The sequence below is a fragment of the Treponema denticola genome (assembly GCF_024181405.1).
Taxonomy (GTDB): Bacteria; Spirochaetota; Spirochaetia; order Treponematales; family Treponemataceae; genus Treponema_B; species Treponema_B denticola_D.
This window is the reverse complement of sequence record NZ_CP051302.1, coordinates 2,427,013-2,451,024: the sequence shown is the minus strand read 5'-3', so window position 1 is coordinate 2,451,024 and position 24,012 is coordinate 2,427,013. Positions and strand designations below refer to the sequence as shown.

The following is a 24,012-nucleotide window of genomic DNA, read 5'->3' as shown; positions in this document are numbered from 1 at the left end:
AACTCCTTTACCACACCCGCCAGTTGTCTACTTTGTTTTGGGCTTCGACCATTTCTTTATAAAAGGTGCATCGCGAAATCAATTCTTCGTGTGTGCCGGAATCCAGTATGCGGCCTTTATCCATAACGATTATTTTATCCGCGTTTTGTACGGTGTTCAGGTGATGCGCAATCGTGATAACCGTTTTATTTTTTCTTAATTCTTCGATCGCCTCGTTTATGAGTTTTTCGTTTTCGCTATCAACCGCCGCCATCGCTTCATCTAAAATAAGAATTGGAGCATTTTTAAGAATCATCCGGGCAATGGATATTCTTTGCTTTTCTCCTCCCGAAAGTTTTACCCCCATCTCTCCGACCCTTGTGTTGTAGCCGTGAGGCAGGGCGGAAATAAAATCATGACATCGTGCTTTTTGAGCGGCTTCTATCACTTCCGATTCGGAAGCACCTGCCTTACCGATCGCGATATTTTCAAAGATGCTCATATTAAAAAGAATTACTTCCTGCTGAACACTTCCGATAAGAGCGGAAATGCTGTTCGTATCATAGCGTGAAATATCTTTACCCGAAATTGTGAGCACACCTGAATCAACATCCCAAAAACCCATGATAAGATTCGCAAGCGTGCTTTTACCGCAACCGCTCGGCCCGACAAGTGCATTTAAACTGTTTTCTTTACATTGTACAGTAATATCTTTTAACGCAAAGCCGTCTTTTTCATATTTAAAATGTACATTCTTACATTTTATATCTCCTGTTTTTAGCTTTTCGCTGATCTTTTCTTTTGCAAGAGGCGCACAGAGAATCACCGCTATACTTTTAAGCTTTTCAGTAAACACTATGGAAAAGTGATGGAGCGTTGCGGTTTTACTTATTGCCGACACAAATACCGAAGATAAAATAACGGACAGTATAAACTGAGCGGTAGAAATATTGTTATGTAAGAGCAGTATACTTCCTAACATCATAACCGATACCGCTCCGGCTTCCATAAAAATATCGATAAGCACCATCGGGCCCGTAACGGCGCCCATACTCTTTTTTACATCTTGCACATAAGAGCGTGCGGAATCCAAAGTCCTACCGCTAAAACGCTCTTCTTTTGCAAAGGCCTTTATGACGGCAATGTTTTTTACATATTCCATCATGTCTTCCCTCATCTGCATTTCTCGTTCAAAATATATTTGAAATCTTTTTTGCATGGTCTTTGCAGATAATTGTTGTACAAGGAACATGAGCGGTACCCCTGTAATCATTATTAATGCGAGCCGGTAATCTATAAAAAGCATTGCAATAAAAACCAGAACAGGAAGCAGAGTTGCCGCCATAATTTCCGGAAGACCGTGCGCCAGATATATTTCAACCTGCTCTACATCGTGTTCAACAATGCTTGTAAGCTCACCGGTAGTATGCTTTTTAAAAAATCCTAAATTCAATTTTTTGAGGTGTTCAATTATTGCAAGCCGTAATTCCGTCAATGTACTAAAAGCCCTGTCATGAGCTGTCTTTACGGCAAGATAATTAAAACACGCCTTGAGCATAAACGAGATGAAAATACCTCCGGCAATCATTTTAAAATATTCTCTTTCTGTTTTTCCCGAAAATAGGCTGCTTATCACCAGTACCAATAAAACCTGCGGTATTAAGTCAAACACTATTTTAAGCGCAAGCAGCACATTGGACAAAAAGGTTTTACCCGTTACCTGTTTTTTCAATTCCTTTTCAGTCATACCTACTCCTCTCTACATCTATAATGCGCATGTATATTCATTTATCTTTAAAACCAAACAATATTGAATATTTATTCAATATTGATAGATAAAATGAGGAGCGGTTGAGCGCTCCTAAAATAAATTCGCTTCTATCTGCTATAATTACAGCTTATAATGATTCTACGCCGTCAAAATAACACTTATTAATAACAAAGAGCATATCTTCTGCCCATTTTTCATTTTTATAGTGCCGTGCAATTTCCATAAGACCCTCAACATAATTATTTGCCAAAATATGGGCAAGCATGGGATCGTGTTTGGTTTTTGAATATCTTTTTAAACCGTCTTTTATATGCTGTTCCAACCGCTTGACCCACATATCTTTTGCATTCTCATGTTTCGTTCCCGAGCTCTTGTCTATTAAAATGATGAGTTTAATTCTGTTTTTTAACAGTTTGGGAAGTTGAGACGCTCCGCCCCGATTAAATCTTTCATAGGGGCTTCCGGCTTCCATCTTTTCCTCATCTTCCATCATCTTAATAATTTTATCCAATACGCCTGCGACTACTTCATCAAATAATCCTTCTTTATTTTTGAAGTAGGTATAAATAAGCGCAACGGGAATATCAGCCTGTTCTGCAATATCCGTCAGCTTTGCACTTCTGTAATCTTGTTCATAAAATATTTTTTCCGCAGCCGTCAAAATTCTATCTTTGACTTCTTCTTTTAATACCTGCATACCGCCCGCACGCTCAAAACGTTCTCCTTTCTATTCTACCAATACTGAATTATAATTTAATAATAAATCTTTATTCAATATTTGTCAATAGAGGTAAACAAATTTTATTTATTTTACCTCTATGCCTCTTAAAAAGATTAACATAAAAGATAAAAAACTTTTGTAAGCGGCTATTATTTGGGCTGTTTTAATCATGCTGATGTCCGCAAGAGCCCGCACCGCTGTCGATTTAGCGGTTCCCTTCTGTCCCCGTATCAAAACACCGCCCAGCTTAGGATTAATCAAATTAAGAATCAAGGCTTCTTTCATTTCATCTTGCCCCAAGATTGACGTAAAGGGATAGTTTTTCATAATGATTTGAGTATAGCATTTTTGGAGAGGTATATCTAGGGATGGAGCCCTTGCTGTTATGAAAGAACAGCCGTATAATAAGCATTAATAAAGGGGAAATTATGGGAAAATTGCTGTGGAAGCGGGTGTACGATCTGCCGGAAAAAGGCGACGGGTTTAGGATTTTGGCGGACAGATTGTGGCCGCGCGGAATTTCGAAAGAAAAGGCCTGCATCAGTGAATGGGCAAAGGAAATTACACCTTCGTCGAGTCTGCGGCAAGCTTATCACCGCGGCGAAATCGATTACAAAACTTTTTCGGAGCTGTACGCAAAAGAGTTGGTGCAAAATCCATGCACAAAAGATTTTACGGATAAAATCAAGGCCGAATTAAAAAATAGAAATGTTACAGTTTTGTATGCGAATAAAGATGTTGAACAAAGCCATATTCCTGTTTTGCAACGCTTTATCGAAAAAGTTCTGAACGGCTGAAAGCACTGCTGCTGTAATCTTAAGTGATACAATTAAATCATGTGCAAATCAGACTTGTTTTTTCTGTTAATTTGAATATAATTATGTATAGAAGAGGTTTCTATGAGAAAAAAATTAAATATTACCGACGGAATTTTTCCTATGCCCGTATTAATGGTTGCTACCTATAACGATGATGGAAGCATAAATGTTATGAACGCTGCATGGGGAACTATGCAAGAACGTTCCATTATAGCTCTTAATTTGACCGAAACACATAAGACAGTAAAAAATATCAAGGCGAGAGGCGCTTTTACCGTTAGTATTGCTGATGCGGCTCATGTACTTGAAGCCGACTACTTTGGTGTTGCTTCCGGCAATAAGGTTCCTAATAAGCTGGAGAAGACCGGTCTTACCGCAAGCAAGGCGGAAACCGTTGACGCTCCTGTTATAAACGAATTTCCGATTTGTCTGGAATGTGAATTTATTGAGTATCAAGATAATAAATATGGTTGCGGTGTTATAGGAAAGGTTGTCAATGTAACTGCTGACGAAAGTGTTATGCCGAATGGAAAGCTTGATATGTCGTTAGTAAATGCCATAGCCTTTGATCCATATACACACGGATATTACAAAGTATCAGAGCGTGTCGGTGAAGCCTTTAAAGATGGTTTAAAGCTTAAATAATAAAACGGTGTTTAATAATATTCTTTCTGAATAAACGACAGAACTCCTTTAAAAAAACACCGATTAGCCTATAAGACTAATCGGTATAAATGCTTATTTAAAAGGGGGTGTTATTTTATGGGTTCCAAATGAGCTTGGAAGTGTCTAAGAATCGGGGGTTCCCAGATAATTTTGTAGCCCTTAACTTGTGAGGCTCTTTCTTTAATATTGATTAAAGCTCCTGCAATAACATCTAAGTGAGATTGGGTGTATACTCTTCTCGGAATTGCAAGACGGGCAAATTCGAATTCGGATTTTATTTGTTCTCCGGTTTCGGGATCATTTCCGAGCATAAAGGAGCCGATGTCACATGTTCGGATTCCGGCTTCTTTATACAACTCTACGCAGAGAGTGTGTCCGGGGAATTGATAATATGGAATGTGCGGGAACATGGCGTTGGCATCAACATAAACACCGTGTCCGCCTGCCGGGTTTTGAATGGCAACTCCTGCATCAAGGAGCTGAGAGGCTAGGTATTCCATAGAAGCGTTTCGGTATTTTAAATATTCTTCATCAATGCCTTCGTACAACCCGATAGCCAGAGCTTCAAGGTCGCGGCCGGCAAGACCTCCGTAGGTAATAAATCCTTCAAAAGAGATACAGTTACCCTTAATCATTTGGTAAATTTCTTGATTGTTTTTAATACCGATCAAACCGCCCATATTAACGATAGCATCTTTTTTTGCACTCATCGTAAAGGTGTCGGCATAGCTGAACATTTCACGAATAATTTCTTTAATAGGCTTGTTCTTAAATTCTTCTTCTCTTTGTTTTACAAAGTAGGCATTTTCTGCAAATCGTGCTGCATCAATATTGAACAAAATGCCGTATTTTTTTGCAATTTTGGCAACATCACGGATGTTCTGAATTGAAACAGGTTGTCCTCCGGCAGAATTGTTTGTAATAGTCATTACAATCATTCCGACCTTTTCTTTTCCATGCTCGTTAATAAGTTGTTCAAGCTTTTCGACATCCATGTTTCCCTTAAAAGGTGCATATTCGGAAGGTTTTTTTGCTTCCTTACATACACAGTCGAGAGGTCTTCCTCCGGCCAAGGTTACGTGAGCTCTGGTTGTGTCAAAGAACATATTTGAAATAGCAACTTGGCCTTTTTTGAGCAGCAAGGGGAATAAAACCTTTTCTGCAGCTCGGCCCTGATGGACGGGCTGGATGAATTCATATCCGAAGATATCCTGTCCTGCTTCAACCAATTTAAAATAGCTTTTTCCTCCGGCATAGGCCTCATCTCCGACCATAACGCCGCCCCACTGCTTATCGCTCATTGCATTAGTTCCGCTGTCGGTCAATAAATCAATGTAGACATCTTCACCGCGTAAGTTAAACATATTGTATTTTGCTTTTTCAAGATATTTGATACGGTCCTCACGCGTTGTCATTTTGATGGGCTCAACCATTTTAATTCTAAACGGTTCGGGTACATACTTTTTCATTAAAAAGCCTCCTATAGTTATTATGAAGCTTAGTTTACCACGCCTTTTTTCTACTGTCAAGGTCTTCTTTTTTTATCATTCTATTGTAAAGGTAAAAAATATATGATATATTATCTATAACTTTTGATATTAAAAGGTGCGGCAATGATTTTTATTTATTATCTTACGGAAAAAAATTATAATCCGCTATAAAATTTAAAAAAGCAATCAGATGTTTATAGAACAAAAAAGTTCCAATATAAAAGATACGAAGTTATAGAAAATAAAAATGACAAGGAGAATTCCGATAATGAAAGCTAAAAGCGGAGATGTATACTGTGTGTATAATTCATATTTAAAAAAATATACTGCGTGCCAAATAACCAAGATAGAGGAAGGTGATAAAAAGCCGAAAGCAGTGCAGCTCTGGTTAGATTGGTCGGGTGAACAGCCTCTCAAAGAGGAAGAATTACCTTTACTAAAGCCGCTTTATCAGGACTTTATGTACTGGAAACGAGGCCTGCATATTTGTAATGTTGATGTCATGGTGCCTGCGAACCATATGTTAATCGGTAACATGCAGCCATTAACCGATGAAAGCACAAATACCTATGCAATGTCTTGGGGAAACGGATACGAAGTATATCGTCAACTTAAATGGCAGGAAATTCCTAAAGAGCAAAGAGATGCTTTTAAAAAAGCGGAGAGCAGTAAGGAAAAAATTATATTTGCCGGAAAAGAAATGGCGGTTTCCAGACATCGCATACATGATGATGTTCCTTTTGAAAATGTGCTGGAATTAAAAGCCTTTCCATGCTTATCCTATTTGGCATGTAAAAAATGGCATATCGGTTTATATGAATATTTACAATCATGTCCGTTTTTAGATGAGCTGGTACTTGAAAATCATCAGCAAAAAAGATTGGATTTTTCCAATGCGCATTTGCATAGGCTTTCCATTGATATGAACGGTGTGGAAGACCTTTATCTGAATAACGAATTGGAAGAACTTATTCTGTTAGGTGAAGTAACAAATAACTGTAAAATACATGCTGTTGAAAACGGAGCTTTATTACTTTTAACATCAAGTGAAATAGTGCCTAAAATACAGGGGCTAAAAGACTTGGGCAAACTGCATTGCTCAGAGATTACAGAACTTGATATGGCCGAGATTTTAAAAGCATATCCGATGCTGAAGGAATTGCGGCTATGGGGCAAACCCGGTATTCTTTCTAACCTTTCTATGCTATCCCAATTTACAAAACTGGAGGGCTTTACTACGGTTGATTTATTCGGTTTTTCTGCCGAAGACATTCCGGAGCCGGAACATTTACCTAACTTACATTGGTTTTGGATGAGCAGCCTGCCGGAAAATGCAGCCAAAAAAGCTAAACAGCTTTATAAAAAGAGAACAGAAGAAGGGCTTGACCTTTGGATACAAAAGCCGCGAAAACCGGAATGGTTGGCGCAGAACCTTGACAATCCGTTCCGCTCATGGGACGGACAAGAAAATATTTCTGCAGCGAATGCCAAGAAAGCGGCCGATTTATATAAAAAAACAAGAGCCGAAATCCTCAAATTGGAACAAAGCTCGCCGATCGAAGCTGCTCGGACTGCCGAAGCTTTGGTGAGGGCATACACTGAAGCCTTTAATAAGATGGACAAACGCAAATATTTTATTGAAACAGTAGAAAGAGAGGATATCTATTGTGCTCTTACAGAACTTTTAGATTTAATACCGCCTTCTCTATCTATCAATAAAGAAAAACTCTTGGAAATTTTTGATACGACACGGGATTTTTAGGATAAATACCGTTTGAAGAGATTAAGGTCTTGTTGTTAAAAAGCATAAATAAATATGACTGTGAAGATTTTGAAATATTAGGATTCTGGAAATAATTTTAGGATTATGGTATAATCAAAAAAGAAATAGGATGTCTGGAGAAAAAATGAATAAAATAACATGTATTTGTTTAGGCGTGCGAAATATGGAAAAAGCATTAAAATTTTACAGAGACGGGTTGGGATATAAGACAGACTGTAAAGAAGATAATCCAGCGGTATGCTTTTTTAATACACCGGGAACAAAATTCGAACTTTTCCCTTTGGATTCATTGGCAAAAGATATTGATGAAAATAATCCGCCAACAGGAACCGGCTTTTCAGGAATTACATTAACATACAATGTAAAAAACAAAGAAGATGTAGATAGTGTTATTGACTTGGTAAGAAAAGCAGGAGGAACTATTGTTAAAGAGCCGCAAGAAGTATTTTGGGGCGGATATCATGCATATTTTTCCGATTTAGATGGGTATTACTGGGAAGTATCTTGGGGACCCGATTTTCAATTTGACGAAGATGGTCTATTGAAATTTTAGCGAGAATAGAATAGATAATTATGGCATCAAGTAAAACATATTTAGACTTCATTTTGGAACAGTTATCGGAATTGCAAGACATACGCTATCGCGCAATGATGGGAGAATTTATCATTTATTTTCGAGATAAAATTGTGGGCGGTATCTACGATGACCGCTTGCTGGTAAAAGCGGTTCCTTCGGCAATTGCGTATATGCCGAACGCTTCTTACGAATTGCCGTATCAGGGCGCAAAAGAAATGCTTTTAGTAGACGAAGTCGATGACAAAGCATTTATAACGGGCTTGTTTAATGCAATATATGATGAATTACCGGCACCGAAAGCGAAAAAAATAAAAACTAATTAAAAAAACAAGTATAGGAAACCGTGCTGCACAAAAAGTAATTGCTGCAAGGGTAGATATCAAAAAATAACTTTTATTTCGTTTGAGCTTCTCCCTCAAGCATGACTTCGGAGCTGCAGCAAGCAGCGATAAGTTCAAAGTCATGTGTAATAATGATAATCGTTTTACCGCGAGCCGCCGCGTCCAAAAAAGCTTTTGCAAGGATGTCCGCATGATAGCCATCCAAACCGCTGGTCGGCTCATCGAAAATGAGTATTTCGCGGCCGGACAGCAGGGCGCAGGCAACGGAAAGCCTCTGTTTTTGTCCTCCGGAAAGCGTTGCAGGATGAACATCTTTGAGATTGTAGAGCCCCATGGTTTGTAAGATATTCCGCGCCCGTTCAAGCTTATCAGGGGTGTTCATCATACTCAATAGAATTTCTTCGGAAACGCTTTCGGTAAAAAATTGCGTTCCCGTATCGTTGGCGCTGTACCATACCGCTTTGCGGCGCGCCCGAAGTCCGCATTTTTTTCCGTTAAGGCGTACCGTGCCGCCCGACTCTTTATTAAGCCCGCTCAAAATAAGGCCGAGCGTTGTTTTTCCAACTCCGTTTTTACCGGTAAGCGCAATAATCTGTCCGCTCCATACGGAAAAAGATATTGTTTGCAAAATAAGGTTCCCCTTTTCTTTGCGGTATATCCCGTCTGCTTGCAGTAAGGGTTCATTTGCCGTACCGGAAGATAAGGCTCTTGATGAAGGAGGGGGAAGAGCCGGTTTTAAAGCAGGCGTAAATGACCTCAATCCAAAAAGCTTTTTTTGCTCAAGCGTCATTTTCTGCATTTCTTCAGCCATACGCGTCCACTGTATTGTTCCTCCATCTATATAGATAAAACGGTCGGCAATTCCGTACAGCCAGCTTAACCTATGTTCTGCAATAATCAGAGTACGCCCTTCTTCTTTGAGCTTCTTTAAAACATGAGAAAGCCTTATAGCGCTTTCTTCATCGAGATTGGCAGTCGGCTCATCACATACATATATTGAAGGCGATAGGGCATAGACCGAAGCGATTGCAGCGCGCTGTTTTTCTCCGCTTGAAAATGTGTCAAGCGTATGGTCTCGTAATGCCGCAAGATGAAATGCTTCGATTGCCTCCTCCGTGCGGGCGATGATCTCCTCTTGTGCCAGTCCGTAATTTTCGCATGAAAAAGCAATCTCACCTGCAAGCTCGGAAGAAAAAAACTGACTTTGCGGCTCCTGAAATACGCTGCCTATAAATTTGCCCCTCTCCCATAATGGAGTAGAAGACATATCTTTCCCGCCGATAAATATATTTCCTGAAAGTGTTCCGCCGTAATAGCCCGGTGCTAATCCGTTTAAAAGGCGCAATATTGTCGTTTTACCACCGCCCGACGGCCCGGTTAAAACCGTACATTCGCCTTCGTTAATTGTAAGGTTTATGTCTGATACACCTCTTTCACTATTCTCATAATGAAAACTTACATTTTCCATCCGTATCATCAAGCGAGACTCCTTACTATGATAACCGCAGCCGTAGTAGTGCTCCACACGATAACAGCGATATAGTCGAAAGCCCGCATCTTTTTTCCGTAATAGCTGCTCCGTTTTACCGGACACTGAATACCCCGCACAACTGCCGAGACTGCGAGTTGATCGGCAATTTGAATGCAGCGTAAAAGCAGAGGAATCAGCACATATTCTCCCGTTTCTAAGGGATGAGTTAAGATGTGGGCCGGTTCCAAAAGGCCTTTGGTTTTCATTGAAAGGCGGAGCTTTTTTACTTCCGCTTTCATCACCGGTATAAAACGGAAAATAACGAGTAGTCCTAAAATAACGGAGACCGGCATTCCGATACGGGAAAGGAAAGCTGCAATCTCTCCGGGCGGCGTTGTTATCACATCCCATCCTATAAGCATAATGGGCAAGAGGTTCCAACATAAAAAAATATAGAATTCCGGTATGATGATTGTTCTAATGCCATACCGGCGAATACCTATTAAGAGAAGCATTAGCAGCGCATAAAAGAGGCCGAATGATATCAGCAGCCGCCATTTACACTGGGCGGCAAGATATAAAAGTCCGATAAGCGAAAGAATACCGTTTATCCTGTAATCGGCGATAAAAAATGAGCTTACAATAACGCACAAAAGCGTCCACAATTTTACCGGAGCCGTAAAATCTTTTGAAATCTTTTTCATTTAATTTTTTAACAAGGCATTTTTAAAAACTCTGATGAGCTTTTTGCAAATGTTTTTATAATACGCCCGCTTTTTCAAAATGTTTTTTTATCAGCCTTGAAGCAATCAGGCTTCCGGCAAAACCGCAGGCAGTTGTAAACGTAACGATAAAAATAATCCAATGAGGGACGGTAAAATACCTAACATATGAGTCGATATATTCTTGGCTCATTCCGCTTGAAACGGCAAAGGCATAATAAGCATCCCAGAAGAACCAGATCGGAAGCAAATTTGTTCCGTTAAATAACAGGCTGGAAACCGTCCATGCAGCCGTAAGCCGGCGCGGGTTTTGATAGGCTCCATTTTTCCATAAAACGGCTTCGCATATTAAGCCGATAATGATGTAATACGGCAATAAATACCAGTTTCCCATTATTAGAAAAATGGTGCCGAGAAGTGTCATGTAGATAAAAGACACGCCCCGTTTTCCCACCCGTTGTACCATGAGAAAATAAACCGGTGCGCAGATAAATACTGAAAAACCGACTGATAATGTCATACTGACAAAATGGTTTGCCATGCACACCATATTTACAATAAATTGCATAACGACAAGAAGAGCACTTAATAAAACCGTAGTTATTACATCTTTTATCGTCCATTTGGCTGTTGTATTCATTTGAATCTCCTAATTTTCTGTTTATTCTATGTTTTTTGCTTTTATCACGAACATAGGTATGGTTTTATATCTAGCCGCTTGAAAAGCGTCCATATACTTCTCTTTGGAAAGAAGGCTGCTCGCAATTTCCTTAAAACCGATTTTTTTCAGCATTTTTTCATCCCATTCAGGACGATTTATGTAGGCAAGCGGAAATTTTTTCAGAATGTTTATCATCTGTTCATCATGATAATAATCTCTGAATTCACCGTATTGCTTAACAAGCTCCGCTTCATATGATTTGAATTTTTCAAACTCATCTGCATTCCATATCGGTTTAAGCCAATTAGCGTCAATGTTTAGTATGATTCCTTCAGGCTTTAGTATTCTTTTCCATTCCTTGTATGCGGTTTCCGGTGCAGTGAATAGCCATGAAGCATGTCTGGAAACCACAGCATCAAATAAGTGTTCAGGAAAATCCGTTGAATGAGTATCTTTAAGCAAAAAGGTAATTTTGTCAGAAAGCCCTAATTCTTCCGCTGTTTTTTTTCCTTCTTCAAGCATCGCCTCGCTGCTGTCTATGGCTGTAACTTCCCAGCCGTCTTGTGCAAGCAGAATAGCTAAAAAACCCGTACCGCACCCTGCATCCAAAACTTTCTTTCCCTTGCAGTCCTTGAGATTTTCCTGAAGCAGTTTTTTCCATTCACTCCCGTTTTCTTTTAATTCCTGCATGTGAAACATCCGCATATTTTCTGCCTGTTCAGACCATTTTTTCATTAAATCTTTTATATCCATTGGTTTTCCTCTGGTTGTTTATTTACGGATTTCGGCAAAACACAATATTTCGCTGTTAATAAAAAATAGCAATGTTATTTTTAGTATATATAATTTCTTTTTGATTGTCAAGATTGCGGTGTTATTTTTTAATATTTACAGACGGTAGGGTATCGATAAAAAATCAAAAAAATTGTATATTATGTGGAGAGTGTTTTTATAACTGCGGCTGCAACGCAATCGATTTTGCATACCGAACGGTTGCACAAAAAAGATTAAACGATGGAAATATTGTTTTTGAAAAAGATATATCGGCCATATATCCTAAAAAATACGGCTATATAAATAATAAAGGAGATCTGCTATGAGTAACGTATGCATTGTATACAGTTCAACACATCATGGAAATACCGAAAAGGTACTGAACAAAATAAAGGAAAAGTTTCCTGAAACGGTTTTGATAAAGGCCGGTGATTTTAATCCTGATGATTTTAATCGCTATGAAGCAATCGGTTTTGCTTCAGGAATTTATTACCTTAAATTTGCAAAATCGGTCGATAAGTTATTTGAACAAGCGCTTGTGGGCAGTGTGCAAAAGCTGTTTTTTATTTACACCGCCGGCGCGGTCAATGCCGGTTTTGAAAAAACTTTGCGCAAAAAAACCGAACAAAGCGGAAAAATCTGTATGGGCATATTCGGCTGCAAAGGCTTTGACACCTTCGGTCCTTTAAAACTTATCGGCGGTTTAAACAAAGGCCGACCTAACGAAGACGATTTTAAAAATGCAATCGATTTTTTTGGGAAAAATATTATAAACGCATAAAAGCTTTATAAAGGCTGGATCATAGATTTTGAAAATTATTCCTTTTCTAACACTACTCTAAGAGTGGTGTTAGACGATTATTTTTCAAATATCCAATTTCCATTTTCTGATTGAAAATCTAATTCGGCAATACATGTATCATTATATTTTTTCCCTTTATAAAATTCCTTTACATAAAAACCATAATCAATCCAATTTATAATTTGCGGTTCAAGATTTTTATCTTTTAAGGTAACTGCCGTAGATTTTTCATTAAATGAATCAATGACTTTTATCCGATTATTATTTTTATAAAGCATTTCATTTTGTGCATATCCATTTATGATTTTCATTTTTATGCAGTTTGAATTAAGATTTTTTGAATATAATGAAATTTTTATTGTGCTATCCTCCGTGTCTTCTACATAACTTGTTGATGGATTACCATCAAAAGCATTTTGAATTGTATATTTAAACGGACGAACTTTATCAATAAGAGGATATGAATAATCGATATTAATTACAGGAATTTCTACATCCTTCCTTATTAAATGCAAACATTCATCTCCCGGCCAGTTTTTATAAAAAGATTCATTTTGTAAATCTTTCCAATATTTAAAATTTGCGGAAGTAGAACGTTCTGTTGTTTCCCAGCTTTCACCATCATCCGAATCGGCAGAATGAGATATTACACGCTTAGCGCTGTTGAACTCCAGAATTCCTATGATGTTATTATTTCGTTCTATAACCGATACATTGCCGTAATTATCTTCATTCCAGCTCGTTACCGTGCCATCACCTGAATTCCGTATATAAATATATCCATATGATATTTCATGGAAAACCCCATTAACTTTTATATAAACCCATTGTCTAAGTCTCATTTTATTTTCATATATTTTTGAAAGATTTTCATCATTCAAAGTTTCATAACTTGTTAAAAGCCGATAGACAGTTCCATTTTCATAATTTTCTTCAAAAAGACGTACATATTTATCTCCATAATCCCCATCTTGTATGCTTTTTTGACTTTTAAAATATTTTAATATTTCGTCATCCGTACATTCTGTGATATTTTTATAATTATTTCCAAAAAGAATTTCTCTATAGTCATAAGTAAAGCCTGGAATTGAAGTAAATATTAACAATGAAAATAAGATTATTTTTTTCACTTTTTCCTCCTAAAAATTAGTACGCCGGCGACATATTCGTATAACAACTACTTAAACTATTTTGCGGCTTGTCCGTAATGTCAGCGTTGAAGCGGGTGTTAGACGAAAATATTTCTTTTCGAAATACTATTTCTTATATTCTCTTCCTAAAAAAGATTTATAGTTTAGAAGCGACTCTTCCATTTTTTTGAAAACCTTCCCAAGCAATAAAAGTCACGTACTATCGCTTTCTTGCTTCATCCTAAAGTCAAATACATAACATAAATCAAGCTCGACTTGCTTTATGTTATGTCCCATTTATCCAATTGCTTCTTCGTTCAAGCTCTAAAGTTCAATTTCATTTTATAATTAAAACAAATTTTCATTAGAAATAAACATAATCATCAGTTACATAAACAAAGTACCAATTCTCATGACTTGTCGGTTCGATTTTCTTGAATAATTCAGGTCTTGGATTATTTGTAATTATATCATTTTCAGAATAAACAATTATATTATTAAACTTTTTATCCGGATATATATTAAATAATGTTCCTACTCTATATTCCAATTCAATTTTCATGTATCCATCATATTTTTCATTTGGAGTTCTTTCTTTTCCAAGACGGCACCATGATATTCCTGCGGTATATGTCATATAACCAAAACTGTACTTTTCAAAATAATCAAAGTTTTTTTCAAAATAGTTTAATAAAGATTCTGGTTTTGAATATTTTAAAGAGAGGACTGTATGGATAGGGAAAAAAAGAAGAAAAATTATAAAAAGAATTGAAACAATACCATAAATACCAAATCTATTATTTCTCTTTTTAGAAACAGCGTTCTTATTTGAGATTTTATTTTTAAGTTCTATAATACCAAAAATTATTCCGGCTCCAGGAAGAATGAATATGAAAAAATAAAATGATATTAGTAAAAAAACATTAAAAACCATTTTTTATTTTTTCCTCCAAGCGCTCCAGTGGGGCGTCCGTATAACATTGTAGCTAAACCGCAAACGGGCTTGTCCCGTTTGTCGGCTTTGAGCTACTTGTTATGTGATTTTTACTCATTTGCAACCAATTTTACCACAGCTTCCACAAGCTTCTGATAATTTTCTTCGGAAAGTTTTGACACTTTCTTTTCAAGGCAAAATTTATTTACCGCACCAATAAGATGAATTACTGCGACCGAATCTTTCGAAAGCCCAGTTTCTTCTTTTTCAATAAGAATATTAGGCTCAAAATCTGCTCGGTCTAGATTCGAAGTAAAAGGAATTACCATAACTGTATTCAGCTCTTTTATTCCGAGCAAATCATTTTGCATTACGACGGCAGGACGTATTTTTGATGGCAAACTGCCTACCGGCTGCCCAAAATCAATTGTCCATATCTCACCATGTGTCATTTTTTAATTCATCCCACATAGTGTTCATTGAACTTCGGGCAATATCATTTTCCATTTCGGTATAATTTTCTTCATTCCGTTTTGTTTTCAAAGACTCGAGCATTTTCCCCATTAAAATAATTGTCTGTTCATAGGAAAGAGAAAGCACTTGTTCCGTAAAATCTGCGTAAGCGTTATCTTACATATCGCACCTCCAACTTTCATTATACCATATTTCAAACAATTTTTCACAAAATTATGCTTTTTTTATCGGATGCCTGATGACTGTTTTCCATTTTTCAGGAGAACTTTTTCTGGGGTCTGAAAGATAAATCTCATGATGCAACCGTTTTTCCGTCATATCGTTTTCATATCCATTTGATCGAATGAAATCATCCATAATTTTTACGCTTGTCGGTTCATCGTCATAAGAACCGTTATGCATTATCTGAACGCACAAGCCTTCTTCAATCGATAGAAATTCCGCAGAGGAGCAATCGATTTTTTTCTTTTCAGCAGCAGTCTTTACAGCCCAATCAAAATCTTTTTTTGTAACAAAATCTGGAATACGAATTACCGAAATCCAATTGAAGCTTGATTTGTCTGAATAGTCTACGCCGTCAATCCCGGACTGCCACCAAAAACCTTCCAACGGAGGAACAACATATTCAAAAAATTCGTTAATTTTATAATCAGTCTTGTAACTCATTTTTAGAGTATACGCTACCGCATATAATACTCCAACTGCCCGCTGATAAGAGCCGCCTGCTTCATTTGGATTTCCTTTTCCCCTAACTGCAATATAATTCATTTTTGGAACTGTTACAATTTCTGGTTTATTTTTGGGAAGATAAAATTCCCGGTATTCTTTCTTGAAATCAAATACCATTCTTTTCTCCATAATAGCTGCCCACTGGGGAGTCCGTCTAACATTGTTTTAAACCGCAACGCAGCTTGTCTGCGTTGTCGGCTTTGAAAACGGTGTTAGGCGTTATTCTTTATTTAATAGTAAATCTATTGAATCTGCTTTTCCTTTGTCTTTATAAAAAATTACTTTGTTATATTTCCAAATTCCATTTTCCTTTTCAGCATCGATATATACTCTTGAAATACCATTTTTCCCTTTTATTTTGTACGAAAGAGATGCTTTTCCCGTTCCATTTCCATTCATACTCATAGAACCGCTAATTATAATTGGAAGTTTATATTCTTCTCCAAGATATTCCATAGCATCCTGATTATTTTCAATAAGTTCTACTGAATACTTATATGGCTCAGAGTTTTTAAATAATGAAAAAATAGAGGTGCATACAATTATAGCGCCGATAAAACCAATTCCAAATATTACAACATATTTTATAATTTTTTTCTTTTTAGTTTCATCTGTAATTTCGATATTTGCTTTTACTTCAATTTCTTTATCTTTACCAAAAGTTTTTCTATATAGAAAAATGTTTCCGTAAACAAAACCTAATGGACATGTAGAATATGCAAAAGGAAATATATCGTTTTTATTTTTTAATAAACAAATAATTGTATCATTTATTATTCCAAAGATAATACCAATTGTGCTTACTATTATAAAGAAGTAACAAAAAAACTTAAAAATAGATTTTGGACAAAACGGATTTATTTTTTGGAAACCTAATACGATAAAAACCATTGCCCATGCTATAAAGAAAAAAACAATACTTATTCCAAAACCTAATAAAGTTTCTGAAACTTTTATATCTTTACAGATGCAAATAATACAATTTAATATGCAAACCCCAAGAATTATACCTAGAATAATTTTGATTCTTTTTTCATAAAAATCAATTATTTTTTCCATTTTTTTTCCTTTCTTGCACGCCAATGCGTGTCCGCCTAACACCCCTTCGACCCTTCCTTACTATACCATAAAAACCAATAATTTGCAATCTAAACTGCTGTAAAACAAAAAAACACATCTTTCTACCATAAATACGAATCGGATAAATGAACTGTTGGCAGATTAGGCCTATCTTCACTAAATGGGATAAAAAAATCATATCCTGTCTATATCGCATTGAATGTCTAGACCGCCGTGGTTTAGACCATGAGTTTAAAATCTCTTCACGGATTTTGTCTTAGAATGAAAACAAAAGTCGCATTTATTGCCGCCCATTCCTAAGGTTTCGCTTCTGTCAAATTGCAATTTTTTGATATTTCCGAAGACGATATGATCGCATAAACAAAATATCTCACAGATTTCCGGACAGTTAAAATAAGTACAGGTATCAAACCAAAGACATTTTAAAACATCCGTAGAATACTCATGCACATTGTCGGCTAATGTTTTACTTATCCAAATTTCTTCACCGGTCATTCCATTTCTCATAAAAAAACGGAACAGTTTAAAAAAACCGGGGATATGAAACAATGCATTCAAAATACGGTGAGCTTTTCCTGCAATATAAAAAGAATATTCTTTTACCAATTCCTTTGCCTCTTGTGCAGGAATTCTGTTGTCGATAAAAGTTTTATAAAGCGCTATGTTTGATATGATACTGCTTTTTTGCCGCTCCTTTTGTTTTTTTGTCCATGCTCCGCGATCGAGTTCCTGAATAAGAAGTTGCATTTTTTCTTTATGCGCCACATCTATATGCTCTAATATGTGCGGCGTTAATTTCCCTGAATCAACAAAGCCTCTGCGCGAATAAAATCTTTTATATTTCATGCTTCTTTCCGATTAATCTTCCAGCCGATTGCTTCTTCGCGGATACCGACAAAACGGCGGTACAAACCTTCCTGCTGCATAAGCTCGGCATGAGTGCCCTGCTGCACAATGCGCCCTTCATCAAGCACAATAATCTGATCCGCTTTGCGTACTGTATTCAATCGATGTGCAATCATCAAGAGCGTTTTATTTTTAGTCAGCTCCTCTATGGCTTTTTGTAGCTCGTGTTCATTTTCAGGATCGACACTGGCAGTCGCTTCGTCTAAAATGACAACAGGTGCATCCTTGAGAATTGCCCGCGCGATGGAGATACGCTGCTTTTCTCCTCCCGACAGCGTTGCTCCGTTTTCGCCGATTTTAGTTTGATACCCGTCCGGCAGTGCAGAGATAAAATCATGACAGCAGGCCTTTTTTGCTGCGGCAATAACTTCGTCCATCGTTGCATCCGGCTTACCGAAACGGATATTGTTTTCTATCGTATCTTCAAATAGGTATACGTTCTGAAAAACAATAGAAAAATTTTTTAAAAGACTGTCGCACGTGTAATCCTTAACGTTGATACCGCCGAGTAAAATTTCACCATCGTCGACGTCCCAAAAGCGCGCAATTAAATTACACAGTGTTGTTTTTCCCGAACCGGACGGACCGACAATCGCACAGCTTGTTTTCTGCGGCACCGTAAAATCGGCATTCCGTATCACTTCTTTTGTGTCATCCCTATCGTAAGAAAAAGAAATATTCCGAACTGTAATGTCATAATTATTCGGAATATGATCCGTACCGTTTTCATCCAACAACGGCATATCCGATATTTCTTCCAGCCGGTCAAGAGAGGCATCAACCACCCGTGCAACAGCTGCCGTACTTCCGGCAAGCTCCACAGTTGCATAAATCATAAAACTTGCAACAGTCAGCAACAAACACTTTTCCGGTGTTATATTTCCATGCATTAAAAGATATGGAACCGTAATCAGCATCGCAGCTCTAACTACTTTGAATACTGTTTGAAAAGCGGCTGCGAGTTCGGAAAAAATTTTTTCCAAAATGATATTTGCCGCTGCACTTTCACTGATTGCTGCATCAACCGTTTTACCGGATTGTTCGCCGAGTCCGAATGCTTTTACCACTGTCATCCCTTGAATATATTCCAAAATGCCGGTTACCAGTTGTGCCTGCGCCGCCTGCCTGCGCGGTGAATATTTTTTCCCCGCGGCTTGAGTTTTTGCATAAATAAAGAACGAGATTAAAAGACCTGCGAGCATCAGCAATCCGATTCTCCATTCATAAATCAACAACCATATATTGATAACAAAGGCATGAATAAATCCGCCTGCAACCGCCTCCAGCACCGTTACCGCACTTGTTTCAAGATCGCCGAGTGTGGTGGTAACTGCAGCGGTAATGTCTCCTAAACGATGCTCACTAAAATACCCCATCGGAGCGCGCTTTAATTTTTCACCGAGGTTCATCCGCCACTCACTGCACATGGCAAAACTTCCCAATGTTCTATTTATGGAAGCTATATTGATAAAAACAATTTTCCCTACAACACTGAGCAGCATAATTCCGAGAGATACCCAAATCGTTTTGTACGGCATTCCATTTCCTGAAATGGCGGAAAGGATTCCGGAGAGAACCGTCAGAATTGCCATAATGGGAAGCATCTCAAAAAACGAATTACCGATATGAAAAATAAAAGAGAGTATCAATCTTCTTTTTTCCGCACCTGAAAAATGCAACAATCGTTTAAACATATTAATCATACAGCCTCCTCCTTTTTGTCGCTTACGCTGATGTGCGCATTCCAAAGCGTGCGATACAATTCGCACGATTCCAAAAGCGATTGATGTCCACCCTCCGCTTCAATGCGTCCGTGATTCATAACGATAATTTTATCCGCCATCGTGATAGTCGAAAGCCGATGCGCAATGACGATCAATGTTTTTCCTGCGATCAGTTCGCCAATAGAACGCTGAATGACAGCTTCATTTTCGGGGTCGGTAAAAGCGGTCGCTTCATCCAGTACAATGATGGGGCTGTCTTTTAGTATTGCGCGTGCGATTGCAATGCGCTGCTTCTCTCCGCCGGAAAGATTATTCCCTCCGTCTCCTGCGACCGTATCATACCCTTGTGGAAGTGCCTTGATAAAATCGTGACAGCTTGCTTTCTTTGCAGCCTCTTCTATCTCGGCATCCGTCGCGTCCGGTTTCCCAATCCGTATATTTTCCCGAATAGATAAATGGAATAAATAATTATCCTGTGAAACATAGCCAACCCGCTCCATTACTTGCGAAAGCGGAATGTTCCGTACATCGCAGCCGCCCATCATAACCGAACCTTTGCTTGCTTCCCAAAACGAGGCGATTAATCGGGCAATGGTAGATTTTCCCGAACCGGACGGACCGACAAATGCAGTCATCCCATTCGGAACCGCTTGAAATGAAATGTCGTGCAGAACTTCCGTATCGCTATATGCAAACGATACATGAGAAAACGCAATAGTATTTTCTTTAATGAGCACAGCATTCTTAGGACGATTCATTTCTTCCGCTTCCAGAAGTTTCGCAATTTCTTTTACTGTGGAGTCTACCATTGCAAGGCTGTCCGTGTAACGCAGCGCCTGGATGAGCGGTGCAATAAGACCGAGCGACAGGATGATGCACGATATAAAACTTCCGGCTGATATGCTTCCGTGTATGAAAAACCAACAACCAAGCGGCAGCACACCTAACAAACTGGAAGGAGCAATTGCAATTCCCGCAGCGTAGTAGGGGTTGGTCTTCTTAAACCATTCCGCTTTAGCATTTTCATTTTCCGTGATTGCCTCAGTATATTTCCGATATGATACGGTGCTTTGATTAAAGGCTTTTATCACTTCAATGCCGCCGATATATTCAACCGTTGCGGCATCCATATTTTTACTTGCTGTAAGAACTTTTGTATACCGTTTTTCGTAGTCCTTCATCATCCCCATATAACAAATAAGACCGAGCGGAAAAGTTGCAAAGGCGGTAAGCGCTAAGCGCCAATCAAGATAAAAGAAATAGACTAACATTAAAAAAGGAATCAGCAGATTAGCCGTCAGTTCCGGTATGATATGAGCAAGCGGCAATTCCAGTTTTTCTACCGTATCAACCAGCATTGTTTTGAATTTACCGGATGGTGTATCCAATATAAAGCCCATCGGAACACGGGAGAGCTTTGCCGTCAGCTGCATACGGATGTTTCTCAGCACGGTAAAGGCCGCTCGGTGAGAACGTATCGTAGAAAGTGTAGACAGACAGAGCTGCCCAAGATACCCGCCAAGCGCAATAAGTGCCGTTACAAAAATTGCCTGCAAGGTATAATTTTGTGCGCATATCCGAATGATAAGGCGGGACACGGCAAGATATGGAACAATTCCAGCCGCTGCTCCCAAAACCGAAAAAATCACGGAACTTATTAGAAGACCCTTGCACGGTTTCGCAAGCTCCAATAAATACTGCAAAGCATTTTTTTGATTTGTATGTTCAGAGTTTTTCATTATTGTCTCCTACTAAATAAAATAGCACTGCTATTTTATTTAGTATACATAATTCTTTTTTGACTGTCAAGATAGCAATGCTATTTTTTTTAATAATTTACCGAGTATTATTATCAATATATAGTAGAAAAAAATGAATTTAGGATGATATAATGCAGGCAAATAGTGAAAAATAGGGTATTCCTGTGGATATTATTGAGAATTTATGGTATAAAAAGAAAAGAATATTTAGGGTAAAGTTATATGGAGGAAATATATTTTATGCATAATGGGATATCTATAGGAAAAGGCATTTTGTGGGTGCTTGTTTGGTTTGGCTTTATGATCTTGTATACTATTCTTGATGTTTCGATATGGAGAAAGATAGCCCCTGAACATAGCAGAGTTTTGAACATAATTACTGTTATTTTGTGTATGACTATATTCCTTGCTTTACTAATGAGAAAAACAAATTTCAGACCTAATTTATTTACGAATATTTCTTTTCAAGGATTAATATTAGCTGTAGGCTGTTCCATATTGTTCTATTTCCTTTTAGATAAAGGATTAGATCCCATATTTGAAAGTTTTTTTCCATCAAGCAGAGAAAATTATCAACAAACAATTCAATCAATAAGAGCTGCACCAATTATCGGTTTACTTGATTTTTGCATACTTGCACCTATTCTTGAAGAAATCTTAATGAGAGGATTTATACTTGAGGGTCTATCAATAAATTATGGAAAAATTGTTGCCTTACTTATATCTGCAGCACTCTTTGCTATGCTCCATTTCAATATAGCCCAAATAGTTCCTTCATTTATTTGTGGTGTGATTTTAGGCTTACTTTATTTTCATACAGGCTCAATATTTTCTTGTATACTTGCTCATATGGGATACAATTTAATTGCGTACAGTGTGATAGTTTTACCCATATATAACAAATAATGGAAGAACTGAAAAGTACAGACTACTGCTAAAACTGTAATTATAAATTTTCTGTTATTTAATTAAATATCCTTTTTCGACGGCTTTTTCCAATAATTGCAGGACAAAATTCCATATTTTTTCCGAGCCGTCTTTAATATGTATATTTTTATTTATTACCATATCATATGTTACGTTATTTTTTTTCCAAGAATAACCTTCAGACATATAATTTTGAATTATCGGTTCCAATCTATCAAAGACGGAAGCAAATTTTGCTTCATTCGTTTTTCTTTCTTCAAATTCTTCCCATAAGCTTAAAAAATATTTTTTTTGATCCGGTCCCAATAAACCGAAGATTCTATCCGCAGCTTTTTTTTCATTATTATAAGATTCATCTCTTTGTGAAGAATATAAAAAGGTATCTCCTGCATCTATTTCAACAATATCATGGATTAATAACATTGAAATAACTTTTTCAATATTAACTTCAAAATCGGCATATTCTTTTAACAAAATACACATTATTGAAATTGTCCAAGAATGTTCGGCATCATTTTCCAATCTTTCGGAATTAAATAATTTTGATTGCCGGAAAATATGTTTAACTTTATCTATTTCTATAATAAAATTGAGTTGATTAACTAATTTATCATTTTGATTAAAATCAATTAAAAAGGCTCCTATTCTTTTTGAATCCATTTTTTTCTCCTTTCGTTTTTTATAACATTCGCTTGACCAGCAACAAGGCTTGTCCTGTTTGTCAGCGTTGAAGCGGGTGTTAGGTTTTATTATTGTTTCGAGTAACTCTGTACTCTTCATCTAGCAAATACATCATTATAAAATCCGAATATTCGCCATTATTGAAGAATCCATCCTTTTGCTTACCCTCTTCTTTGAATCCTATACTTTTCCATAACCTTTATTCCAATAATTTCTATTCCAAATCATTAGCGAATAATCTGTTGTTCTCCATGGCATAAAAATTCTTAGAAAACCGGTTTCTCCAATTATTGAATTTGTTTCCTTATCAATAATTACAAACCAGATCCTATCATTTGTTTTTTGACATCGATCATAAAAGTTATCCATTTCTCTTTCAGTTATTGGATATACTTCTCCGCTTAATACTCCTATTTCTCTATCGGACATTAACTCTGCCAATTTTTTAAGATCATCTTTTTGGACCGGACGAAGTTTTATTCTCTTACTCTCCATAAAATAACTCATATCATTCCTCTCATACATTTTGAATAAATATTTTCAGCGTTGAAGCGGGTGTTAGATTTTATAATTATCAAATCGTGTACCTATATCTTTCTGCGTACTTGCTTAATATTTCATTTATCATTGTTTGATATTTTACATTATTTTTCTTTGCTGAAGCTTTAAAAAATGCAACAGTTTCACAGTCAAGCGTTATCGTAATTTTTACTTTTTCAGATTTTCTTATTAATCTGTCAGGAGGCGGTAAAAAATCATCTATCCTTTCCGATAATGATATTGACTCAGCTACTCGTTTAGGAGCATTACTATATTCTATTTTCTTCTTCATATTTTCTTTTTCCTTCTCTCCAATATCCGGCACCTATTATCCTATATTTATTTCATTTTTATTCTTATCCCATTCAAATGTCATAATATATTATACATACTTTTTGCAATATTTTCAATACATATATTTTTATTTTAGAAAATAATATTTTATATAGTTATACTACTGTTTTATAATACTTGACTTTATAACAATATTTTTCAATCGAAGAAAACATTATAGATCGGTTCTGCACAAACTTTTCTGCAAGCGATTAGCT

General features: G+C 37.1%; 26 protein-coding genes and 1 pseudogene. 8 read left to right on the top strand and 19 right to left on the bottom strand.

Annotated features, from left to right (window positions below; translation table 11 throughout):
• Positions 1-7: 7 nt before the first annotated feature.
• The 3 genes from HGJ18_RS11425 to HGJ18_RS11415 form a co-directional block, all read right to left on the bottom strand.
• Positions 8-1,726 carry an ABC transporter ATP-binding protein gene (locus tag HGJ18_RS11425; protein ID WP_253696614.1) on the bottom strand — a complete coding sequence of 573 codons (1,719 nt, stop codon included), beginning with the start codon at positions 1,724-1,726 and terminating at the stop codon, positions 8-10.
• Positions 1,727-1,877: 151 nt separating this feature from the next.
• On the bottom strand, positions 1,878-2,447 hold the full coding sequence (locus tag HGJ18_RS11420; protein WP_253696613.1) for a TetR/AcrR family transcriptional regulator: 570 nt from the start codon (positions 2,445-2,447) through the stop codon (positions 1,878-1,880).
• A gap of 108 nt (positions 2,448-2,555) precedes the next feature.
• A complete protein-coding gene (locus HGJ18_RS11415) occupies positions 2,556-2,798 on the bottom strand; it encodes a hypothetical protein (protein WP_253696612.1) in 243 nt (80 codons plus the stop codon).
• 101 nt (positions 2,799-2,899) lie between these two features.
• Here HGJ18_RS11415 and HGJ18_RS11410 point away from each other — a divergent pair, with 101 nt between their 5' ends.
• Together HGJ18_RS11410 and HGJ18_RS11405 are read left to right on the top strand one after the other, a co-directional pair.
• Complete coding sequence (locus HGJ18_RS11410) at positions 2,900-3,268, top strand: DUF488 domain-containing protein (RefSeq protein ID WP_253696611.1); 369 nt, start codon at positions 2,900-2,902, stop codon at positions 3,266-3,268.
• Between the two features lie 102 nt (positions 3,269-3,370).
• Positions 3,371-3,934: a flavin reductase family protein gene (locus HGJ18_RS11405; RefSeq protein ID WP_002666418.1), complete on the top strand. Its 564-nt coding sequence runs from the start codon at positions 3,371-3,373 to the stop codon at positions 3,932-3,934.
• Between the two features lie 110 nt (positions 3,935-4,044).
• Here HGJ18_RS11405 and HGJ18_RS11400 read toward each other — a convergent pair whose 3' ends face one another.
• Positions 4,045-5,424 carry a tryptophanase gene (locus HGJ18_RS11400; RefSeq protein ID WP_253696610.1) on the bottom strand — a complete coding sequence of 460 codons (1,380 nt, stop codon included), beginning with the start codon at positions 5,422-5,424 and terminating at the stop codon, positions 4,045-4,047.
• A 289-nt stretch (positions 5,425-5,713) separates the two neighbouring features.
• On the opposite strand from HGJ18_RS11400, the gene HGJ18_RS11395 reads away from it, so the two are divergent.
• From HGJ18_RS11395 to HGJ18_RS11385, 3 genes are all read left to right on the top strand, one after another.
• The gene (locus tag HGJ18_RS11395; protein ID WP_253696609.1) at positions 5,714-7,207 is read left to right on the top strand and encodes a gliding motility protein; all 1,494 of its coding nucleotides are present in this window, start codon (positions 5,714-5,716) and stop codon (positions 7,205-7,207) included.
• Between the two features lie 145 nt (positions 7,208-7,352).
• Positions 7,353-7,781, top strand: coding sequence for a VOC family protein (locus HGJ18_RS11390; protein WP_002673006.1), 429 nt, complete (start codon positions 7,353-7,355; stop codon positions 7,779-7,781).
• 20 nt (positions 7,782-7,801) lie between these two features.
• Positions 7,802-8,128: a TfoX/Sxy family protein gene (locus tag HGJ18_RS11385; RefSeq protein ID WP_253696607.1), complete on the top strand. Its 327-nt coding sequence runs from the start codon at positions 7,802-7,804 to the stop codon at positions 8,126-8,128.
• A 70-nt stretch (positions 8,129-8,198) separates the two neighbouring features.
• Here the strand turns inward: HGJ18_RS11385 and HGJ18_RS11380 are convergent, their stop codons facing one another.
• From HGJ18_RS11380 to HGJ18_RS11365, 4 genes are read right to left on the bottom strand one after another with little or no spacing between them, the layout of a single operon-like run.
• Entirely contained in the window at positions 8,199-9,623 is a 1,425-nt protein-coding gene (locus HGJ18_RS11380) for an ABC transporter ATP-binding protein (protein WP_253696605.1), read from the bottom strand.
• Positions 9,623-10,321 (bottom strand): energy-coupling factor transporter transmembrane component T family protein, encoded by a 699-nt coding sequence (locus HGJ18_RS11375; protein WP_253696603.1) that lies wholly within the window; start codon positions 10,319-10,321, stop codon positions 9,623-9,625. The genes HGJ18_RS11380 and HGJ18_RS11375 overlap by 1 nt, the downstream gene beginning before the upstream one ends.
• Before the next feature lie 55 nt (positions 10,322-10,376).
• Positions 10,377-10,979 (bottom strand): MptD family putative ECF transporter S component, encoded by a 603-nt coding sequence (locus tag HGJ18_RS11370; RefSeq protein WP_253696601.1) that lies wholly within the window; start codon positions 10,977-10,979, stop codon positions 10,377-10,379.
• 21 nt (positions 10,980-11,000) lie between these two features.
• Complete coding sequence (locus HGJ18_RS11365) at positions 11,001-11,753, bottom strand: class I SAM-dependent methyltransferase (RefSeq protein WP_253696599.1); 753 nt, start codon at positions 11,751-11,753, stop codon at positions 11,001-11,003.
• A gap of 131 nt (positions 11,754-11,884) precedes the next feature.
• Between HGJ18_RS11365 and HGJ18_RS12895 the strand changes: the two are divergent.
• Together HGJ18_RS12895 and HGJ18_RS11360 are read left to right on the top strand one after the other, a co-directional pair.
• Positions 11,885-12,100: pseudogene (locus HGJ18_RS12895) on the top strand (4Fe-4S dicluster domain-containing protein); the annotation flags it as partial.
• Entirely contained in the window at positions 12,097-12,555 is a 459-nt protein-coding gene (locus tag HGJ18_RS11360; protein WP_253696597.1) for a flavodoxin family protein, read from the top strand. The pseudogene HGJ18_RS12895 and the gene HGJ18_RS11360, both read left to right, overlap by 4 nt.
• Positions 12,556-12,632: 77 nt before the next feature.
• Here HGJ18_RS11360 and HGJ18_RS11355 read toward each other — a convergent pair whose 3' ends face one another.
• The 8 genes from HGJ18_RS11355 to HGJ18_RS11320 all read right to left on the bottom strand — a co-directional run bounded on the left by HGJ18_RS11355 (position 12,633) and on the right by HGJ18_RS11320 (position 21,292).
• The gene (locus HGJ18_RS11355) at positions 12,633-13,706 is read right to left on the bottom strand and encodes an NADase-type glycan-binding domain-containing protein (RefSeq protein ID WP_253696596.1); all 1,074 of its coding nucleotides are present in this window, start codon (positions 13,704-13,706) and stop codon (positions 12,633-12,635) included.
• A gap of 364 nt (positions 13,707-14,070) precedes the next feature.
• Complete coding sequence (locus tag HGJ18_RS11350; RefSeq protein WP_002692239.1) at positions 14,071-14,640, bottom strand: hypothetical protein; 570 nt, start codon at positions 14,638-14,640, stop codon at positions 14,071-14,073.
• 110 nt (positions 14,641-14,750) lie between these two features.
• Complete coding sequence (locus tag HGJ18_RS11345) at positions 14,751-15,092, bottom strand: type II toxin-antitoxin system PemK/MazF family toxin (RefSeq protein ID WP_253696595.1); 342 nt, start codon at positions 15,090-15,092, stop codon at positions 14,751-14,753.
• A gap of 235 nt (positions 15,093-15,327) precedes the next feature.
• Entirely contained in the window at positions 15,328-15,972 is a 645-nt protein-coding gene (locus HGJ18_RS11340; RefSeq protein ID WP_253696594.1) for a GyrI-like domain-containing protein, read from the bottom strand.
• A 90-nt stretch (positions 15,973-16,062) separates the two neighbouring features.
• The gene (locus tag HGJ18_RS11335; RefSeq protein WP_253696590.1) at positions 16,063-16,902 is read right to left on the bottom strand and encodes a cytochrome c oxidase assembly factor Coa1 family protein; all 840 of its coding nucleotides are present in this window, start codon (positions 16,900-16,902) and stop codon (positions 16,063-16,065) included.
• A 252-nt stretch (positions 16,903-17,154) separates the two neighbouring features.
• The gene (locus HGJ18_RS11330) at positions 17,155-17,769 is read right to left on the bottom strand and encodes an L-2-amino-thiazoline-4-carboxylic acid hydrolase (RefSeq protein WP_253696588.1); all 615 of its coding nucleotides are present in this window, start codon (positions 17,767-17,769) and stop codon (positions 17,155-17,157) included.
• Positions 17,766-19,532: an ABC transporter ATP-binding protein gene (locus tag HGJ18_RS11325; RefSeq protein ID WP_253696586.1), complete on the bottom strand. Its 1,767-nt coding sequence runs from the start codon at positions 19,530-19,532 to the stop codon at positions 17,766-17,768. The genes HGJ18_RS11330 and HGJ18_RS11325 overlap by 4 nt, the downstream gene beginning before the upstream one ends.
• The gene (locus HGJ18_RS11320) at positions 19,529-21,292 is read right to left on the bottom strand and encodes an ABC transporter ATP-binding protein (RefSeq protein WP_253696585.1); all 1,764 of its coding nucleotides are present in this window, start codon (positions 21,290-21,292) and stop codon (positions 19,529-19,531) included. The genes HGJ18_RS11325 and HGJ18_RS11320 overlap by 4 nt, the downstream gene beginning before the upstream one ends.
• 261 nt (positions 21,293-21,553) lie before the next feature.
• Here HGJ18_RS11320 and HGJ18_RS11315 point away from each other — a divergent pair, with 261 nt between their 5' ends.
• Positions 21,554-22,219: a CPBP family intramembrane glutamic endopeptidase gene (locus HGJ18_RS11315; RefSeq protein ID WP_253696583.1), complete on the top strand. Its 666-nt coding sequence runs from the start codon at positions 21,554-21,556 to the stop codon at positions 22,217-22,219.
• Between the two features lie 54 nt (positions 22,220-22,273).
• On the opposite strand, the gene HGJ18_RS11310 is transcribed toward HGJ18_RS11315, so the two are convergent.
• The 3 genes from HGJ18_RS11310 to HGJ18_RS11300 all read right to left on the bottom strand — a co-directional run bounded on the left by HGJ18_RS11310 (position 22,274) and on the right by HGJ18_RS11300 (position 23,786).
• Entirely contained in the window at positions 22,274-22,900 is a 627-nt protein-coding gene (locus tag HGJ18_RS11310; RefSeq protein WP_253696581.1) for an HD domain-containing protein, read from the bottom strand.
• Positions 22,901-23,101: 201 nt separating this feature from the next.
• Complete coding sequence (locus tag HGJ18_RS11305) at positions 23,102-23,428, bottom strand: GNAT family N-acetyltransferase (RefSeq protein WP_253696579.1); 327 nt, start codon at positions 23,426-23,428, stop codon at positions 23,102-23,104.
• A gap of 67 nt (positions 23,429-23,495) precedes the next feature.
• Positions 23,496-23,786, bottom strand: a complete 291-nt coding sequence (locus tag HGJ18_RS11300) for a BrnA antitoxin family protein (RefSeq protein ID WP_253696577.1) — start codon at positions 23,784-23,786, stop codon at positions 23,496-23,498.
• Positions 23,787-24,012: the final 226 nt, after the last annotated feature.

Bases quoted from the DNA above. Each gene is read 5' to 3' on its own strand.
- HGJ18_RS11390 (WP_002673006.1), top strand. From the start codon at position 7,353: ATGAATAAAATAACATGTATTTGTTTAGGCGTGCGAAATATGGAAAAA.
- HGJ18_RS11370 (WP_253696601.1), bottom strand. From the start codon at position 10,979: ATGAATACAACAGCCAAATGGACGATAAAAGATGTAATAACTACGGTT.
- HGJ18_RS11365 (WP_253696599.1), bottom strand. From the start codon at position 11,753: ATGGATATAAAAGATTTAATGAAAAAATGGTCTGAACAGGCAGAAAAT.
- HGJ18_RS11380 (WP_253696605.1), bottom strand. From the start codon at position 9,623: ATGATACGGATGGAAAATGTAAGTTTTCATTATGAGAATAGTGAAAGA.
- HGJ18_RS11305 (WP_253696579.1), bottom strand. From the start codon at position 23,428: ATGAGTTATTTTATGGAGAGTAAGAGAATAAAACTTCGTCCGGTCCAA.
- HGJ18_RS11420 (WP_253696613.1), bottom strand. From the start codon at position 2,447: ATGCAGGTATTAAAAGAAGAAGTCAAAGATAGAATTTTGACGGCTGCG.
- HGJ18_RS11325 (WP_253696586.1), bottom strand. From the start codon at position 19,532: ATGATTAATATGTTTAAACGATTGTTGCATTTTTCAGGTGCGGAAAAA.
- HGJ18_RS11340 (WP_253696594.1), bottom strand. From the start codon at position 15,972: ATGGAGAAAAGAATGGTATTTGATTTCAAGAAAGAATACCGGGAATTT.
- HGJ18_RS11315 (WP_253696583.1), top strand. From the start codon at position 21,554: ATGCATAATGGGATATCTATAGGAAAAGGCATTTTGTGGGTGCTTGTT.
- HGJ18_RS11405 (WP_002666418.1), top strand. From the start codon at position 3,371: ATGAGAAAAAAATTAAATATTACCGACGGAATTTTTCCTATGCCCGTA.
- HGJ18_RS11375 (WP_253696603.1), bottom strand. From the start codon at position 10,321: ATGAAAAAGATTTCAAAAGATTTTACGGCTCCGGTAAAATTGTGGACG.
- HGJ18_RS11350 (WP_002692239.1), bottom strand. From the start codon at position 14,640: ATGGTTTTTAATGTTTTTTTACTAATATCATTTTATTTTTTCATATTC.
- HGJ18_RS11335 (WP_253696590.1), bottom strand. From the start codon at position 16,902: ATGGAAAAAATAATTGATTTTTATGAAAAAAGAATCAAAATTATTCTA.
- HGJ18_RS11330 (WP_253696588.1), bottom strand. From the start codon at position 17,769: ATGAAATATAAAAGATTTTATTCGCGCAGAGGCTTTGTTGATTCAGGG.
- HGJ18_RS11310 (WP_253696581.1), bottom strand. From the start codon at position 22,900: ATGGATTCAAAAAGAATAGGAGCCTTTTTAATTGATTTTAATCAAAAT.
- HGJ18_RS11395 (WP_253696609.1), top strand. From the start codon at position 5,714: ATGAAAGCTAAAAGCGGAGATGTATACTGTGTGTATAATTCATATTTA.
- HGJ18_RS11385 (WP_253696607.1), top strand. From the start codon at position 7,802: ATGGCATCAAGTAAAACATATTTAGACTTCATTTTGGAACAGTTATCG.
- HGJ18_RS11400 (WP_253696610.1), bottom strand. From the start codon at position 5,424: ATGAAAAAGTATGTACCCGAACCGTTTAGAATTAAAATGGTTGAGCCC.
- HGJ18_RS11410 (WP_253696611.1), top strand. From the start codon at position 2,900: ATGGGAAAATTGCTGTGGAAGCGGGTGTACGATCTGCCGGAAAAAGGC.
- HGJ18_RS11345 (WP_253696595.1), bottom strand. From the start codon at position 15,092: ATGACACATGGTGAGATATGGACAATTGATTTTGGGCAGCCGGTAGGC.
- HGJ18_RS11360 (WP_253696597.1), top strand. From the start codon at position 12,097: ATGAGTAACGTATGCATTGTATACAGTTCAACACATCATGGAAATACC.
- HGJ18_RS11415 (WP_253696612.1), bottom strand. From the start codon at position 2,798: ATGAAAAACTATCCCTTTACGTCAATCTTGGGGCAAGATGAAATGAAA.
- HGJ18_RS11320 (WP_253696585.1), bottom strand. From the start codon at position 21,292: ATGAAAAACTCTGAACATACAAATCAAAAAAATGCTTTGCAGTATTTA.
- HGJ18_RS11425 (WP_253696614.1), bottom strand. From the start codon at position 1,726: ATGACTGAAAAGGAATTGAAAAAACAGGTAACGGGTAAAACCTTTTTG.